This window comes from Paenibacillus sp. FSL H3-0310 (assembly GCF_038002785.1).
GTDB lineage: Bacteria > Bacillota > Bacilli > Paenibacillales > Paenibacillaceae > Paenibacillus_AQ > Paenibacillus_AQ odorifer.
This window is the reverse complement of record NZ_JBBODC010000001.1, coordinates 438,123-452,022: the sequence shown is the minus strand read 5'-3', so window position 1 is coordinate 452,022 and position 13,900 is coordinate 438,123. Positions and strand designations below refer to the sequence as shown.

The 13,900-nt window shown below is 45.3% G+C and carries 14 protein-coding genes; 8 read left to right on the top strand and 6 right to left on the bottom strand.

The window, feature by feature from the left end:
• The first annotated feature begins 46 nt into the window (after positions 1-46).
• Complete coding sequence (locus MHH63_RS02160; RefSeq protein WP_036685305.1) at positions 47-238, top strand: YycC family protein; 192 nt, start codon at positions 47-49, stop codon at positions 236-238.
• A complete protein-coding gene (locus MHH63_RS02155; protein ID WP_036685307.1) occupies positions 235-465 on the top strand; it encodes a hypothetical protein in 231 nt (76 codons plus the stop codon). The genes MHH63_RS02160 and MHH63_RS02155 overlap by 4 nt, the downstream gene beginning before the upstream one ends.
• Before the next feature lie 78 nt (positions 466-543).
• On the opposite strand, the gene MHH63_RS02150 is transcribed toward MHH63_RS02155, so the two are convergent.
• Positions 544-1,260 carry a DUF2225 domain-containing protein gene (locus tag MHH63_RS02150; RefSeq protein ID WP_036685310.1) on the bottom strand — a complete coding sequence of 239 codons (717 nt, stop codon included), beginning with the start codon at positions 1,258-1,260 and terminating at the stop codon, positions 544-546.
• Positions 1,261-1,296: 36 nt separating this feature from the next.
• The gene (locus MHH63_RS02145; RefSeq protein WP_076134176.1) at positions 1,297-1,680 is read right to left on the bottom strand and encodes a globin domain-containing protein; all 384 of its coding nucleotides are present in this window, start codon (positions 1,678-1,680) and stop codon (positions 1,297-1,299) included.
• A gap of 412 nt (positions 1,681-2,092) precedes the next feature.
• Between MHH63_RS02145 and ylbJ the strand changes: the two genes are divergently transcribed.
• The 4 genes from ylbJ to MHH63_RS02125 all read left to right on the top strand — a co-directional run bounded on the left by ylbJ (position 2,093) and on the right by MHH63_RS02125 (position 7,085).
• The gene (gene ylbJ / locus MHH63_RS02140) at positions 2,093-3,355 is read left to right on the top strand and encodes a sporulation integral membrane protein YlbJ (RefSeq protein WP_076193383.1); all 1,263 of its coding nucleotides are present in this window, start codon (positions 2,093-2,095) and stop codon (positions 3,353-3,355) included.
• 74 nt (positions 3,356-3,429) lie between these two features.
• The gene (locus tag MHH63_RS02135) at positions 3,430-4,233 is read left to right on the top strand and encodes an NAD kinase (protein ID WP_076193385.1); all 804 of its coding nucleotides are present in this window, start codon (positions 3,430-3,432) and stop codon (positions 4,231-4,233) included.
• 146 nt (positions 4,234-4,379) lie between these two features.
• Positions 4,380-5,564, top strand: a complete 1,185-nt coding sequence (locus tag MHH63_RS02130) for a copper amine oxidase N-terminal domain-containing protein (protein ID WP_076193388.1) — start codon at positions 4,380-4,382, stop codon at positions 5,562-5,564.
• A gap of 81 nt (positions 5,565-5,645) precedes the next feature.
• Positions 5,646-7,085, top strand: coding sequence for a S41 family peptidase (locus tag MHH63_RS02125; RefSeq protein WP_076128004.1), 1,440 nt, complete (start codon positions 5,646-5,648; stop codon positions 7,083-7,085).
• Positions 7,086-7,415: 330 nt separating this feature from the next.
• Here MHH63_RS02125 and MHH63_RS02120 read toward each other — a convergent pair whose 3' ends face one another.
• The 3 genes from MHH63_RS02120 to lipA all read right to left on the bottom strand — a co-directional run bounded on the left by MHH63_RS02120 (position 7,416) and on the right by lipA (position 9,496).
• On the bottom strand, positions 7,416-7,571 hold the full coding sequence (locus MHH63_RS02120) for a hypothetical protein (protein ID WP_339281403.1): 156 nt from the start codon (positions 7,569-7,571) through the stop codon (positions 7,416-7,418).
• 117 nt (positions 7,572-7,688) lie between these two features.
• Entirely contained in the window at positions 7,689-8,354 is a 666-nt protein-coding gene (locus MHH63_RS02115; RefSeq protein WP_081387240.1) for a YutD family protein, read from the bottom strand.
• A gap of 236 nt (positions 8,355-8,590) precedes the next feature.
• Positions 8,591-9,496 carry a lipoyl synthase gene (lipA, locus tag MHH63_RS02110; RefSeq protein ID WP_036685320.1) on the bottom strand — a complete coding sequence of 302 codons (906 nt, stop codon included), beginning with the start codon at positions 9,494-9,496 and terminating at the stop codon, positions 8,591-8,593.
• Positions 9,497-9,750: 254 nt separating this feature from the next.
• Here lipA and MHH63_RS02105 point away from each other — a divergent pair, with 254 nt between their 5' ends.
• Complete coding sequence (locus tag MHH63_RS02105) at positions 9,751-10,851, top strand: M23 family metallopeptidase (RefSeq protein ID WP_076099379.1); 1,101 nt, start codon at positions 9,751-9,753, stop codon at positions 10,849-10,851.
• Between the two features lie 38 nt (positions 10,852-10,889).
• Here MHH63_RS02105 and MHH63_RS02100 read toward each other — a convergent pair whose 3' ends face one another.
• Positions 10,890-12,590: a glycoside hydrolase family 13 protein gene (locus MHH63_RS02100; RefSeq protein ID WP_076128007.1), complete on the bottom strand. Its 1,701-nt coding sequence runs from the start codon at positions 12,588-12,590 to the stop codon at positions 10,890-10,892.
• Between the two features lie 122 nt (positions 12,591-12,712).
• Here MHH63_RS02100 and MHH63_RS02095 point away from each other — a divergent pair, with 122 nt between their 5' ends.
• Positions 12,713-13,741, top strand: coding sequence for a LacI family DNA-binding transcriptional regulator (locus tag MHH63_RS02095; protein WP_076099381.1), 1,029 nt, complete (start codon positions 12,713-12,715; stop codon positions 13,739-13,741).
• The last annotated feature ends 159 nt before the right edge of the window (positions 13,742-13,900 follow it).

Here is a 13,900-nt window from a genome sequence, read left to right as displayed (position 1 = left end):
CGATATCTGAACATTTATAGCCGATAAACTTTAGGAGGGCATCCATATGAAGCCACTACAAATTTCACCGGAAACAGCCATTACGTTATCCAAGCAACTAGGCGTTCCTTTGGAACACTTGATGCATATGCCCCAACATATTTTACTACAAAAAATAGCGGAGCTATCCAAAAAAGAAAATCCCCCACAAACTGAGGGAGAAAATGAAGAGACTCCTTCTGGGAAGGACTCACAATGATTCCATTTAGTCATACCTGGCCTTATGACATCATTCTAGGCGATATGTATGTGCAATACTGTCCATTCTGCAACTCAGAGAATGTGCTTCTGCCTATGAAGCCAAAAGAATTACAAATCGTTCGTGACGGCAAGAAAAAACTGCTCGTCTTCCCCTGCTGCAGCGCCAGTCCTACAGTTATAGATAATGACGGCGATTACCTTTTGTTCGATCGAGCTGTCAGATAAGCAAATCCTAACATTTTCTTTCTACAAAGCGCAGAGGAGAATTTAATTCTCTTCTGCGCTTTTTGTTGTTCGCAAACATTATGAACTTGAAGACAAGCCTTCGATATCAACTTCAACATCTAGAGCCTCAGCACGCATTTGCTCCCGTAAAATAACCCACTGCTCACGTGCCGCTCGAATCATCGCCGCATCCATGATCTTCTGATCATTGATCAGACGGGAGAACCACATTACAGCCACTGAGTATTCTCCGATCCGCCGATTAAGTTCGCCGATCAGGTACATGAGCCGGGCATCATTGCCGGCAATGCCATCTATTTCATAGACCTTAACATACTCGTCCAAAGAATAGCGTAAAAAACGCTTCTCCTGCTCAGTCTCCCCTTGATAGCGATAGAGCCAAGCAATATGATGCAGCAGACTTGCGATAATCCGATCTTTATCGTTAATACTTTGAGCACATAAAAGCGCCAGCTTATAGGTCTCGAGCGCAGTTTCCCAGTCTCGTTTCTCTCCAAAGTCCCGGCTCTTCCAGCGTTTCCCTACCTGTTCATTAAATGCCTTGCGCTGGCGTTCCGTCAGCTTGTCAGCCGAATTTTCTGTGGAGGCAAACCCGCAATTGGGGCAGACCCGTACAACATAATAATCCGGATTCTCATTTTTATAATACGCGCAGAAATCAGCATCACGTCGAATAGCCTTTTTTAGACTAGGACGTACCCGCGAGGTTGAAAATTCATTTTCACAGTTGCAACACTTGACCTTAATAGAATATAGGGGTATTAACTCTGTCAAGTACTCTCATTCCTTTCAGGATCAACCTGTCCCTTGTTATTCCTGGGGCATGTTAACAAAATGATGTGCAGGACCTGCAAGGCGGCTAAGCACGAATGAACGCAGTGGTTCTTCGACTCCAGTCTCCACCAGTGCCTCTTTCATACATTGTAACCACTCCTCAGCACGTTCTGGAGTAATAGGAATATGCATATGCCTTGCTCTCATCATGGGATGTCCATGTAATTCCGAATAAAGTGGACCCCCGCCAAAAAACTGTGTCAGGAATTGATATTGCTTCTCCAGAACTGGAGTAATATCTTCAGGGAACAAGGGTCCCAGCTGCGGATGAAGCTGTACCTTGGCATAGAACACTTCCACCAACCGATGTAGTGCTTCAGCCCCCCCTAGATTGTCATATATACTCTCATTTGGATTCATTGAGGTTACCAGCCTTCTTCCATATTAATGAAACGTTACTTATTTTATTATACCAAAGATAAGCATAACACGGATATCCGTCGAAAGTGCTCTCTAAACTACAGAAAAAAGGCGCTAAACTATAGTTCAGCGCCTGAAGAGTAAGGTTAGTAGGTCCTAAATTCCTCATCACCAGGAGGGACGAGAGAGACCCGGATTACATATACAAAAGCACAAACGAGAACTCCGGCTATAACGCTCATCGCCATCACTCCATCCCATTTAATCGTGTAACAGAGGGTGCATTTATTTATTACATAATATCATAATTCCTGCGAAAAAGCACAGATAATTGTAACCGCTTTCTCCATTTTTTTGTGCTGTTTGTCCCTCTTTTTGCATACATCTAACCATAGACCAGGAGGCGTTAATTATGACTTTTAAAAAGATTGGCGGCCCGCTGCTGGGATTCATATTGGCAGGTTGTATGCTGCTTATGTTACTTCATCCTGAAGCATCTCTTGCCGCAGCCTTACGTGGCCTGGCCATCTGGTGGGACGTGCTCTTCCCTTCACTGTTTCCCTTCTTCGTCATTTCTGAAATCATGCTAGGCTTAGGCATTGTCCATCTCTTCGGCGCTTTACTTGATCCACTGATGCGTCCCCTCTTCGGTATACCAGGCAGCGGTGGTTTTGTCGCGGCCATGGGATATGTATCAGGATATCCCGTTGGAGCCAAATTAACCGCTAAGCTGCGGGAGCAGAAGCTGATCAGCAGAATCGAAGGTGAACGCCTTGTAGCATTTACAACCTCCTCCGATCCTATTTTTCTATTAGGGGCGGTATCCGTTGGGTTCTTTCGCGATGCTTCTTTGGGGCTAATATTGGCACTAGCCCACTACGGAAGTGGCTTAATGGTTGGTCTCCTAATGTCATTTCATGGACGTAAGGAACAAAAGACCCCCACCCAAGACCCAACAAAAAGTAGTTCTGACGTCCCCTCTGCTCCAGCAAAACAAGGATTCGGCAGAATACATGCCGCACTCCTTGCGATGTCCGAAGCCCGGCGCAAGGATGGACGTAGCTTCGGAGAGCTGTTAAAAGGAGCGATCCAATCCTCGCTACAGCTTATTATTGTCGTAGGGGGTCTGGTTGTATTCTTCAACGTGCTAATGGAGCTGCTTGCCCGTGCCGGAATCCTGCCCTCACTATTTAGCCTGGCCGGATCTCTCGTCTCCCTTGTTGGAGGGCCTCCCGAATTAGCTCAGGCCTTGATCAGCGGATTATTCGAGGTCACCATAGGTGCCCGTTCTGCTGGTGAAGCCGCTTCTTCCATCCCGCTTCAATTCAAGGTCGCAGCAGCTGCCTTTATTCTCTCTTGGGGCGGATTATCTGTACATGCCCAAGTCGCCAGTATTTTGAACGGTACCGGGCTGCGTTATCTGCCTTTCTTAACTGCGAGACTAATACATGCCGTACTCGCAGCAGGTCTCGTGGTGCTGCTATGGAAGCCTGTGATGGGATCAGGATTGTCTTCTGCCTGGGTCTCTCTGCCAGCCTCCACCGCCTTTACACCTTCAGCCTCAGGTGTCACTGCCAACCTAGCTCTACTGAGTCTTATACTGGCCGCTGCTCTTCTAGTGTCACTGCTTATTCCTGTCTTTATGGCAATGCTCCGATTGATGCGCCGAAGTTGATTACATATTGTGTTCCGGGGCAAGATTGATTATGATCGGTGTATGACGGAATTATATAAAGGAGCTTGTACATCTTGAGATATTATGTTCTGGACCGCGGTGATGAGCTGTCAATCAAACTTGCCGAGCAATTTCACAAGCTGGCGGCGGAGCGGGATTTGCAACTGGATGCCGAGTCTCCGGAAATCGTCATCTCGATAGGTGGAGACGGCACAATGCTGCACGCTTTTCATACCTTTATCGATCAGATTCCCAACTTAGCCTTTGTAGGTGTGCACACAGGACACCTCGGCTTCTATGCGGACTGGCAAGCAGAAGAGCTGCCCACCTTAATCGATTATATGTGCGGAACCGGTGATACTGAGCCGCAAATACCGCGCATTGTGAAATATCCATTAATAGAGCTGGAGATTCACAAAAAATCGGGATCTTCGTCTCACATTGCCCTCAACGAATTTACCCTTAAAGGGGTGGATGGAACTATAATGATCCAAATCGACATCAATGATGTCACCTTCGAAATGTTCCGGGGCGATGGACTTTGTATTTCAACTCCCTCTGGCAGCACCGCTTATAACAAAAGCCTTGGGGGCGCTATGGTTCACCCTTCAATAGAAGCGCTGCAGATTGCCGAAATCGCGTCTATTAACAACCGTGTATTCCGGACAATGGGCTCTCCGCTACTACTGCCGAAGCATCATCATTGTGACATTTTTTCATGTAAAGACCAGCGTTTGCTGCTCACCGTAGATCATAACAACATTCCTGTTGATGACCTGATTTCAGTACGCTGTCAAGTTTCAGACAAAAAAGTCAGCTTTGCAAGGTATCGTCCGTTTCCGTTCTGGAACCGTGTCCGTGAAGCTTTCTTAGTCTGAGATCAGGGGATCAAAAAGCTGGAGATTTCAATATCTCCGGCTATTTTTGGTGTGACAAAACTAACACCAATTGATAGACATAGAGAGAAATCAAATGGTATAATGAGGCTATTTTACAAAGAGTTACATAAAAGGAGAGAGTACTGTTGAAAAAATTATTATCCCTCTTGAGCATAAGTCTTCTGGCCCTGATACTGGCGGTCCCGGCTTTTGCTGCTTCAAAACCGATTGATGTTTATATCAACGGCAGTAAGGTTTCCTTTACCGCAGGAACCCCATACTTAGCGAACAATTCTGTACTTGTCCCTTTCCGGGTCATCTTCGAAAAGCTTGGACTTCAGGTGCTTTGGGATGCCAAGACTGGAACAGTAACAGGTAAAAGTTCAAATCTGGCGATCAGCCTGAAAATTGGCAGCAACCGCGCAACCGTTAACGGAACCGTGAAAAAACTGACCACCGCACCAGTCTCCTCAGCTGGCACTACATACATTCCTTTACGTTTTATCGCAGAGGCAACCGGAGGCACAGCCGTCTGGAATTCAACCAGCAGAAGCGTGCAAATCACCACCCCAGTATCCAAAGATAAGGACGAAGCAGCGATTACAGCATTAATCCGTTTGTCTAATAAATATTTCAATGAAGAAAAAGCAATTAGCTTCTATTCCCTTATGGATTCAGAATCCTCTAATGCGGACTCGGTGGCGGATCTTAATGCATCCTTTGAGATTTTTGACATAAAAAATACTATTGAGAGTTTGGAAATCATTGATATTTCAGGCAATGACGCTACTGTCTATACACTGGAAAGCTCTCGCCGGACAGGTGGGGCCTATACGCCAGATACAGAGGACGAATACATGTATACACTTATCCGCAAGAATGGAAGCTGGAAAATATCATCTGTGGAATCCCAAAGCTCCGTGATACTGCTGACTCGTGAACAAGCTCTAAAAACAGCAGCTAACATTCCTCAAAATGATGCGGATGCCATCAAAGGTAATATCACCAAATATTATCAAGCTATGAATGAACAAAATTCGGCCGCTGTTCTTTCCACCATGACTTCATACGGAGAAGAATATGATACTTCCCTTAAGGAAGATCTGGAAGATTTCTTTACTTCATATGACGTCATTTATACTCCAAGCGTTTCGAGTATCTACTATTTTAGCGCCAAAGAAGCAGCTATTTATGTAGAAAGCAAAGAGAAGGATGCCAGTGAAGAGGAAACTTTTGAGCAAGGCACGATCTTCATTTTATCCAAGTCGGATAACGGGGTATGGACTACTGATAACACCTACAGCGTTTACTATAAACTTGTGAAATCCTAACAACCATACGTCACAGAAAGTTAATTCGTGCAGTGTATACTTTCTTATCTTATAAATTATATAAAAAGGGCGTATGATTCCATGAAATCCAATAAAGTAATAAGTGCACTTCTAGGCAGCTGTCTGGCTTTATCCCTAACTTTTGCTCCAGTGGTGTCTGCTGCCGATGCCGCTCAGGCATCTACAGATAACCGTGATCTTATCAATGAAGTCATGAATATTCTGGAGAACTATAACCTCTCCGGTGTAGATAAGGATACCTTGATTCGTGGAGCCATTGACGGCATGGTGAACACCCTGGATGATCCCTATAGCCAATACTTCAATACCGAGGAAGCGGCACAATTTGAACATGATGTTGATCTGGAATACGTTGGTATTGGTGTTAGATTGCAATATACCGCAACAGAACTCTACATCGAAGACATAACACCCGGTTCGCCTGCAGAACAAGCAGGTCTGAAACGCGGCGATACGATAGTCAAAATTAACGGAATCCCCGTTGAAGAGACTGAAGGTGACGAGTTAAGCGGAGCCGCAGGCACCAAGGTCACTCTGCAGGTGCTCCGGAATGGAGTGTCTAAATCATTTCGTGTAACCCGGAATGAAATCAGCTCAACTTCCGTTACCGGAACCATTGTTGGACAGAAAATAGCCTACATCACACTGAGCGGTTTCACACAGAATTCCGATGAAGAATTCGCTGCCATGCTGAAAAAGATGCGCGCAGCAGGTATGAAATCGATGGTGCTTGATTTGCGTGACAACTTAGGCGGCTATATGGATTCGGCATACAACATTACCTCCAATTTTATGGATAAAGGCATCATGATGTATACCTCCGATCAAACCGGAGCACTTACTCCAGTAACGATTACCAGCGGCAGCAAAATAGGTGTACCCGTCGTTATTCTAACGAATGAGTACACTGCCAGCGCTTCTGAGGCGCTTACTGGCGCATTACGTGACAATAAGCTCGCTACCGTCGTAGGCACTCGTTCTTTCGGCAAAGCACGTATTCAGAGCCTGCTTCCAATGTCTAATGGAGACATGCTGAAGCTGACTACGCAGAAATACCTAACTCCAAATAAAGAAGACTTTAATCACATCGGCCTTGCACCGGATATTGAGGTTAAAGGCAAAACTGCACAGCTGATTACCGCTCTTCAGATTGCAGGAATGAAAAGCATTGAGGTTTCCGGTGATCATCATATCTTGAACGTCAACGGGGTTGCCTTTGCTGGTAATGTGGGTCTAATAAAGCAAGGAGATAAGACTTATGCTTCTTCGCTCGTATTAGGTGCACTGATCGAAGGCGACATCACATGGGATGCCAAGAACAAAAAAGTCATCGTAACGAACGGGGCAGGTAAAGCGACCGGCTTTACATTGTCCTCCAAAGAGGCGCTTTCTCAGAACGGCGAGACCTTCATTGAATTAAATGCCTTTAAGAAGAAGTTCCCTGCGCTTGTATGGAGTTACAATGCAACACAGAAACAATTGAAATTATCTGTAAAATAGATCCTTAATCTCACTAATCATTAAGCTGCTGAATCAAGCACCAATGAGTAAAAACAGGAGTTGTCACATAAGCCATGAAATGGCCGTTGAGACAACTTCTGTTCTTTGTTTAGTTTGATAATATTTGCACCTACGAAACATCTGTAGCACCTATCGGACATGGATGACCCTAAACGCAATATTAATCCATATTTGTTATGCTATCGGACCCCATAGTCGCTATTGGTATGAAAAACACCATAATTACGCCTCTTTCTAACGAATAGCATCATTGGAGTCCGAAACCCCGCTCAAAAGGCTGAAAATTCGCAAATAACGGCATCTGGGTCCTTAAGCCTTAGGGGATGATGAAACTGCTGGGTCAAGCAGCCAACGACTAACAGCAAAGAGCAGCAGAGCAACACACAGCAGCACAGCAACACCGAGCGGCACAGCAACACCGAGCGGCACAGCAACACCGAGCGGCACAGCAACACCGAGCGGCACAGCAACAGCAGAGCAGCGATCTCCAAGTACCGGGAGAAACGCTGCTCTGCTATTTTTTATAAGAAAAAAAGCTGGCTCATTCGTAGAAGGACTCTACTTATGGTTCAGCTTTCATCATTAAGGTTGTGAATTTTCTATGTTTTGGTTGTTTTGGTTGTTTTGAGCGCTTTGAGGTTTTGGTGTGTTTTGGGGCTTCTGAGACTGACCTTGTGGCGGTCTGCCTTGGAAATCCTTTTTGGATTTCTTGCCCTGTGAATCCTTGCCCCGGTGATTTCGGCTCTGATGTTCTCTCACAGGTCTATCCTTCGCCATATTGTCCTTAGAAGAAGTCATCTCTTTAAATGCCAATGAGTGATTCGAGCCTTGCTTAGAGGATGTTTCTTTAACAGAGAACTCTTTATCTGCAGCCGCTTCATCACTAGCTTCCCCTTCTTGCTCCAAGGCCTCTTCATCACTCGGCTCTGGTATTTCTTTGATTAAAATATCCTTGAACATGCCTTCCTGTGGTACCTCTTTCAATTTATGCAGCACAAAATAAGCGCAGCCAAAATTGCAATATTCATTAATATAATCAACCATACCCGAAATCGCTGTATCCCGATTCACCTTAGGATGGTTGTCCCGGTAAAAACCTTTCAAACGCAACTGACTGTAACCCCAGTCACCGATAATATAGTCGTATCTTTCCAGCACCTCGCTATATCTCCCGCGAAACGCCTCCGGATTCCAACCATCCTTATGATCCAACATAAGTTCATAGCCTTTTCCGCCTATTACGATCAAACCTTTTGTCGCCTGCCTTTCTTTGGGTATCGTGGCGTTGATTATGCCGCCATCTATGTGGAATATTGGGCTTTCGGTCGCTGTTCTAGAACCGCTCCTACAGCACCAATATTCCCCTCCGATGACGCAAATCAACGATTTTTATGGGTAACCTAAGAGCAGAGATATCAGAACGCTGTCGCTTCTTCCTCCTCTTACTAACATTCTCCGTGAATTAAACCACAGAAAAGCAATAATTAGCTAGAAGAAACCGCACGCTCCTCGCGAGCTTGAGCTGCAGACTTCACCTGCTCATGCGCATGATAAGAGCTGCGAACTAGCGGGCCTGATTCCACGTGGCTGAAGCCACGCTTCATTCCCTCTTCCTTCAACAGTGCAAATTCCTCCGGTGGATAATATTTCTCCACATTTAAGTGTTTTGGAGTGGGTTGCAAATATTGTCCTAAAGTCAATATATCACAATTTACGGCTCGCAAATCATCCATTGCTTGTAAAATCTCATTCCACTCTTCACCGACACCAAGCATGATGCTCGATTTGGTTGGAATATTGGGTTTCATTTCCTTGGCTCTGCGCAGCAATTCCAAGGAACGAGGGTACTTCGCTTTAGCCCGTACACGATCTGACATCCGTTCCACGGTCTCAATATTATGATTAAGAATGTCTGGATTACTGTTCATGACAATCTCAAGACTATTCCGGTCTCCTAAAAAGTCTGGAATAAGCACTTCAACACTACATAACGGAAGGCGTTTACGAATCGCCGCTACCGTCTCAGCAAAAATCTGAGCGCCACCATCCGCAAGATCATCGCGGGCCACACTAGTCACCACACAGTGACGAAGATTCATTTTCTCTGCAGCTTCAGCTACACGTTCAGGCTCCTGCAGGTCCAGTTCTGTAGGCATCCCTGTATTCACTGCACAAAAACGGCATGCGCGTGTACAAATATCACCTAAAATCATGAAGGTAGCCGTACGGTTTGCCCAGCATTCATAAATATTCGGACACCTAGCTTCTTCACATACGGTATGTAAAGTTTTGGAACGCATCATGCTTTTGATTTCCTGATAGTTGTCACCGGTAGTTAGCTTAATCTTAATCCAATCCGGTTTAGGTTGCTTTGCTGTTTTATTAGACAAAATGATAAACCCCGCTTCCTCCTGAATGTGATGCTGCAGATGAAAGTTGCTGCCTCATATTATAACATGTGCGATTTACAATTGCCTGTTTTTGTGAAATATGCAGGGTGTATCATCTGGAGTTTCCAGCGAGATTTTTCTGGTACCTTTAGACAAGAACGGATAAAAAGTAGCATTTTGCACCAATCTATAAAAAAGCTTCATCCGAAGTGACTACATTCAATTTAATGCCCGGACAAAAGGAGGCTGTTATCTTGCTGGCCCTATTTAAGAATATTAAAGACCGGAGAACCCTGTTATGCCTGTCCGCGGCCGCTATCCTCTGGGGTGGTTTAAACCTTCCCGTTTCAGCAGCTGTAGCGCGGCCTACAATCCAACCGGTGATGAGCAGCGGGGATCCCGCTAGTGCTAGCAAAGAAGCGCAATGGTCTGGCCGTAGACAGATTTATGAGCAAATGAGCGCAGCTACTGGTATCCCGTGGTTTAGGTTCGCAGCCATTGATCAATATGAACGCACGCTCGCCAAAAAGGGAGCCTCAGGGCAGCCTGTCTCCACGCGCCTTACAGCCATAAAGATCCCGGCACCGGTATGGGCTGGTCCACTCAATCCGGATCAAGGGGATACTTCCCCGAACTCCATTAGCTTCTTTGATGGTTTTGGCAGTGATGGCTCAGGAGACGGCATTGCTGATCCAGAGAATGATGCGGACGTTCTCTATAGCATGGCTAGACACTTATTGAAGTATGGACAATCCGCTAGTGATTTCAGTATCGGGGTCTGGGAGTATTATCACAATGGCCGCGCCTCGCAGCGCATTACCCAGTTCGCGAAGTTATATGAACATTTTGGACGGCTGGACCTATCCGGCAATGCCTTCCCGCTTCCCTTAAGTAACCTTTATTCTTATCGTAGCACTTGGGGCACTGGAAGAAGCTGGGGTGGAGCACGTATCCATGAAGGAACAGATTTATTTGCACCTCAAGGAGTGCCCGTCCGAAGCACCTGCTTTGGCTTAGTGGAGACAAAAGGCTGGAACCGATACGGCGGCTGGAGAATCGGGATTCGCGATATTGAGAACCGTTACCATTATTACGCTCATCTATCTGGATATAACAAAACCATTTCTCGCGGAGATATAGTCACCCCCGGTGAGATTATTGGCTGGGTAGGCAGCTCGGGTTACGGCAATCCCGGAACTCAAGGGAAATTTCCTCCGCATCTACATTTTGGCATTTACCGCGATCGCGGAATTACCGAATGGGCTTTTGATCCGTTTCCGTTGCTGAAACAATGGGAGAATCAGGAATATAGAGACTTAAAGAACAAAAGAAGCAAAAAAAGTGCCGTAAATTAGAATAAGGTCCCTTTCCTTAGAGAGGGGCCTTTTCTTTTTTAATACAACATCAAACAGCCGAATGGTTCAATGCTGACCGTAAGCTTATTATTATTTTTAAAAATTACTCCAGACAATAAATCAGTTAATTCGTTCTTATCAGCTCGATATGGGCTAAGCTCTAGTTGGTAAGGGTTTGGAGAATTATTGATAATCAGCCCTATCTTTTCGTGCTCCACACCTCGTATGTAACCAAGCACATTACGAACTTCATCAGTAAACCAAGGACGGAAGGAGCCTTTGCGCAGAACCTCATGACTTTTTCTCAGAGAAATCAACTGTTGATACCACTTATGCAGCACTGCATTCTGAGCTTGTTCTTGCCATATCATAGCTTTTCTACAGTGGGGGTCCGTCGCCCCTTCCATCCCAACCTCATCCCCGTAATAGATCATTGGAATGCCGATATAGGTCATCTGGAAAAAAACAGCCAGCATCATACGTTCAACAGCGGTACCCAAGCGGTCCCAACCACGCCCACCTTCTTTACATGCCGTAAGAAACCGCAGGGTATCATGGCTGCCAAGCAACTGAAACATAGCCGAATTCGCCTGGTCATTATACAACGCCTCCTGATGGAGCAATTGCTCCATAAAGCGAACTGGCCCCGTCGATTGTTCCGCAAAAAATTCTAATACTGCATCACGAAGCACATAATTCATTCCTCCATCGAACTGATCCCCTCTAAGCCATGGCCCAGAAGCATGCATAATCTCACCGATCAGCAGGATTTCAGGATATTCAGATTTGAGTTCTTGCCGAAACCGGGACCAAAAACGCGGATTAACTTCATTGGCCACATCCAGACGCCAGCCGTCAATCCCTGTCTCGCGCACCCAATACTTCGCAACCTCAATCATGTAATTCGCCGTATCCGGATTATCCATGTTCAGCTTTGGCATATGCGCTTCAGCTTTGGCAAACGTTTCATAATTGGGTACAGGAGTCTGCGTAACCGGAAAGGAATGAATGAAGAACCAATCTTTATACGGAGATTGCTCTCCTTTTGCCAACACATCCTTAAACGCGAAAAAGCGATCTCCCGAATGATTAAACACAGCATCTAAAATCACTTTGATTCCATGCCTGTGCGCCTGGCTGACCAGTGCCTTCAATCCTTCCGTATCCCCAAATACTGGATCAACCTTATAGTAATCGGAGGTATTATATTTATGTTCTGAAGGAGACTCAAATACAGGCGTCATATAAACAACGTTTACTCCTAACTGTTGCAGGTAGGGCATTTTGTCAGAGATGCCTTGTAAGGTCCCTTCGTTATAACTGCTGGGATAGATTTGATAGGTTACTGCATCCATGCTCCATGAAGGTAACTTCAACGCCTCAGAATGATGGAGATATGCATATTGAAAAGAACCCGCGCGTTCCCGGTTCTCCGACGCCCCTCTCTCTCCATACCAGACATATTCACCAGCAGGATTAGTTACATGGAATAGATATCTGCATTTTTTAGTAGGGGTCTCAATGACCGCTTCATGTATCTCATAAACACCTGCCGACCCAATCCGCTCCATCTGCAAAGGAACTTCATGCCCCGGAGAATCATAACGGTCTGAGTAGATGACGGTACAGGATAATTGTTGTCCAGCTTGCGTGAACAGTCTGAGCTTCAAGATGCCCGTACCCATAGGATAGGCAAACGGATCTTCACTTGTATGATATAAAAACCATGTATGAGGCATAACTTCTAAACTCCTTTTTATACTTTTATCGTTAAATCTATGAGACTTATTGTGATTAGAGAGACTGCTAAATTTGTGTTATTATGGTTACAAATACCGTTCCGGATTATGAGGGGAAGACAATGAAAGTAACCATTTCTGATATTGCCAAAGCAGCCAATGTGGCTAAATCTACCGTATCCAAAGTATTAAACGATTCCCCAAAAATATCACAGGAAACGAAACACAAAGTTCGCGAAATTATGAAGCAAATGAACTATACACCAAGTAGTATCGCTACCGGATTAGCCAGACAAAGCAGCTGTAATATTGGTCTTCTGGTCGATATGTCCAAGGAAAGTGAATTTCTAAACCAGTTTTTCTACAACATCATCGGTGGAATAGAAAGTGTAATTGCACCTTTAAAATACGAGCTGACTATTTCCAATGTGCAGCATAGTAGTCCGGAAGGACATTTTCTAAATAGACTTGTATTCAGCAAACGTGTCGACGGAATCATAGCGAATAACTCCGTACTAACGGAAGAGCTTTGCGAAGAACTGAACCGCTTGGAGTTTCCCTACATCTCCATCGGCGAAATTATGACTCCCGGAAGCTGGGTTGATTTCGATAATGAAGCAGGCGGCAGCATGCTGACCTCACATTTAATAAAGCAGGGGTACTCCAAAATAGCCTTCATAGGCGGGCAGCAGCAGGAAAAGATTTATACTCATCGTCTGAGTGGATATTTGCAAGCATTGCAGCAAGCAGATCTTGCCGATCAGCAGCAATGGATTATCAATTGTAAGGCTGATGAACATGAGAGCTATCTTGCTGCACTTGAGCTTCTACAGAGCGAAGATCGACCAGACTCCGTAGTATGCATGAACAGCTATGTTGCCTTCGGGGTGCTTCAAGCTGCAAAATCACTGGATATTCATGTTCCCTCACAGCTCGGCATTGCCGCATTTGATGAATATCCTCTGTCCCGTTACACTACGCCTCCTCTAACCTCGCTAAATATCGACACCTTCCAGCTGGGGGTATCTTCAGGCGAGCTGCTGATGCAACGCATTCGTAACAACAACATACCCTCTAGGCATTTGCTTCTCGAGCCAGAACTCATTCCTCGTGAGTCAACTATGAGATCCCAGTTCCCGGCGGGAACTTAGTGAAGAGGCAGGAAGCTTGGTTGCGCTGAGTGCTGTTTCGGTTTGATTATCTTGAGTAACTAACTGAGCTTGATTGAGCTTGTGTAGCTGACTGAACTTTATTGCGCTGCGTGCTGTTTCGGTTTGATTGTTTGAGTAACTAACTGAGCTTGATTGAGC

Coding starts and splice junctions, on each gene's coding strand:
- MHH63_RS02095 (WP_076099381.1), top strand. CDS start 12,713: ATGAAAGTAACCATTTCTGATATTGCCAAAGCAGCCAATGTGGCTAAA.
- MHH63_RS02125 (WP_076128004.1), top strand. CDS start 5,646: ATGAAATCCAATAAAGTAATAAGTGCACTTCTAGGCAGCTGTCTGGCT.
- ylbJ (WP_076193383.1), top strand. CDS start 2,093: ATGACTTTTAAAAAGATTGGCGGCCCGCTGCTGGGATTCATATTGGCA.
- MHH63_RS02100 (WP_076128007.1), bottom strand. CDS start 12,590: ATGCCTCATACATGGTTTTTATATCATACAAGTGAAGATCCGTTTGCC.
- MHH63_RS02160 (WP_036685305.1), top strand. CDS start 47: ATGAAGCCACTACAAATTTCACCGGAAACAGCCATTACGTTATCCAAG.
- MHH63_RS02145 (WP_076134176.1), bottom strand. CDS start 1,680: ATGAATCCAAATGAGAGTATATATGACAATCTAGGGGGGGCTGAAGCA.
- MHH63_RS02155 (WP_036685307.1), top strand. CDS start 235: ATGATTCCATTTAGTCATACCTGGCCTTATGACATCATTCTAGGCGAT.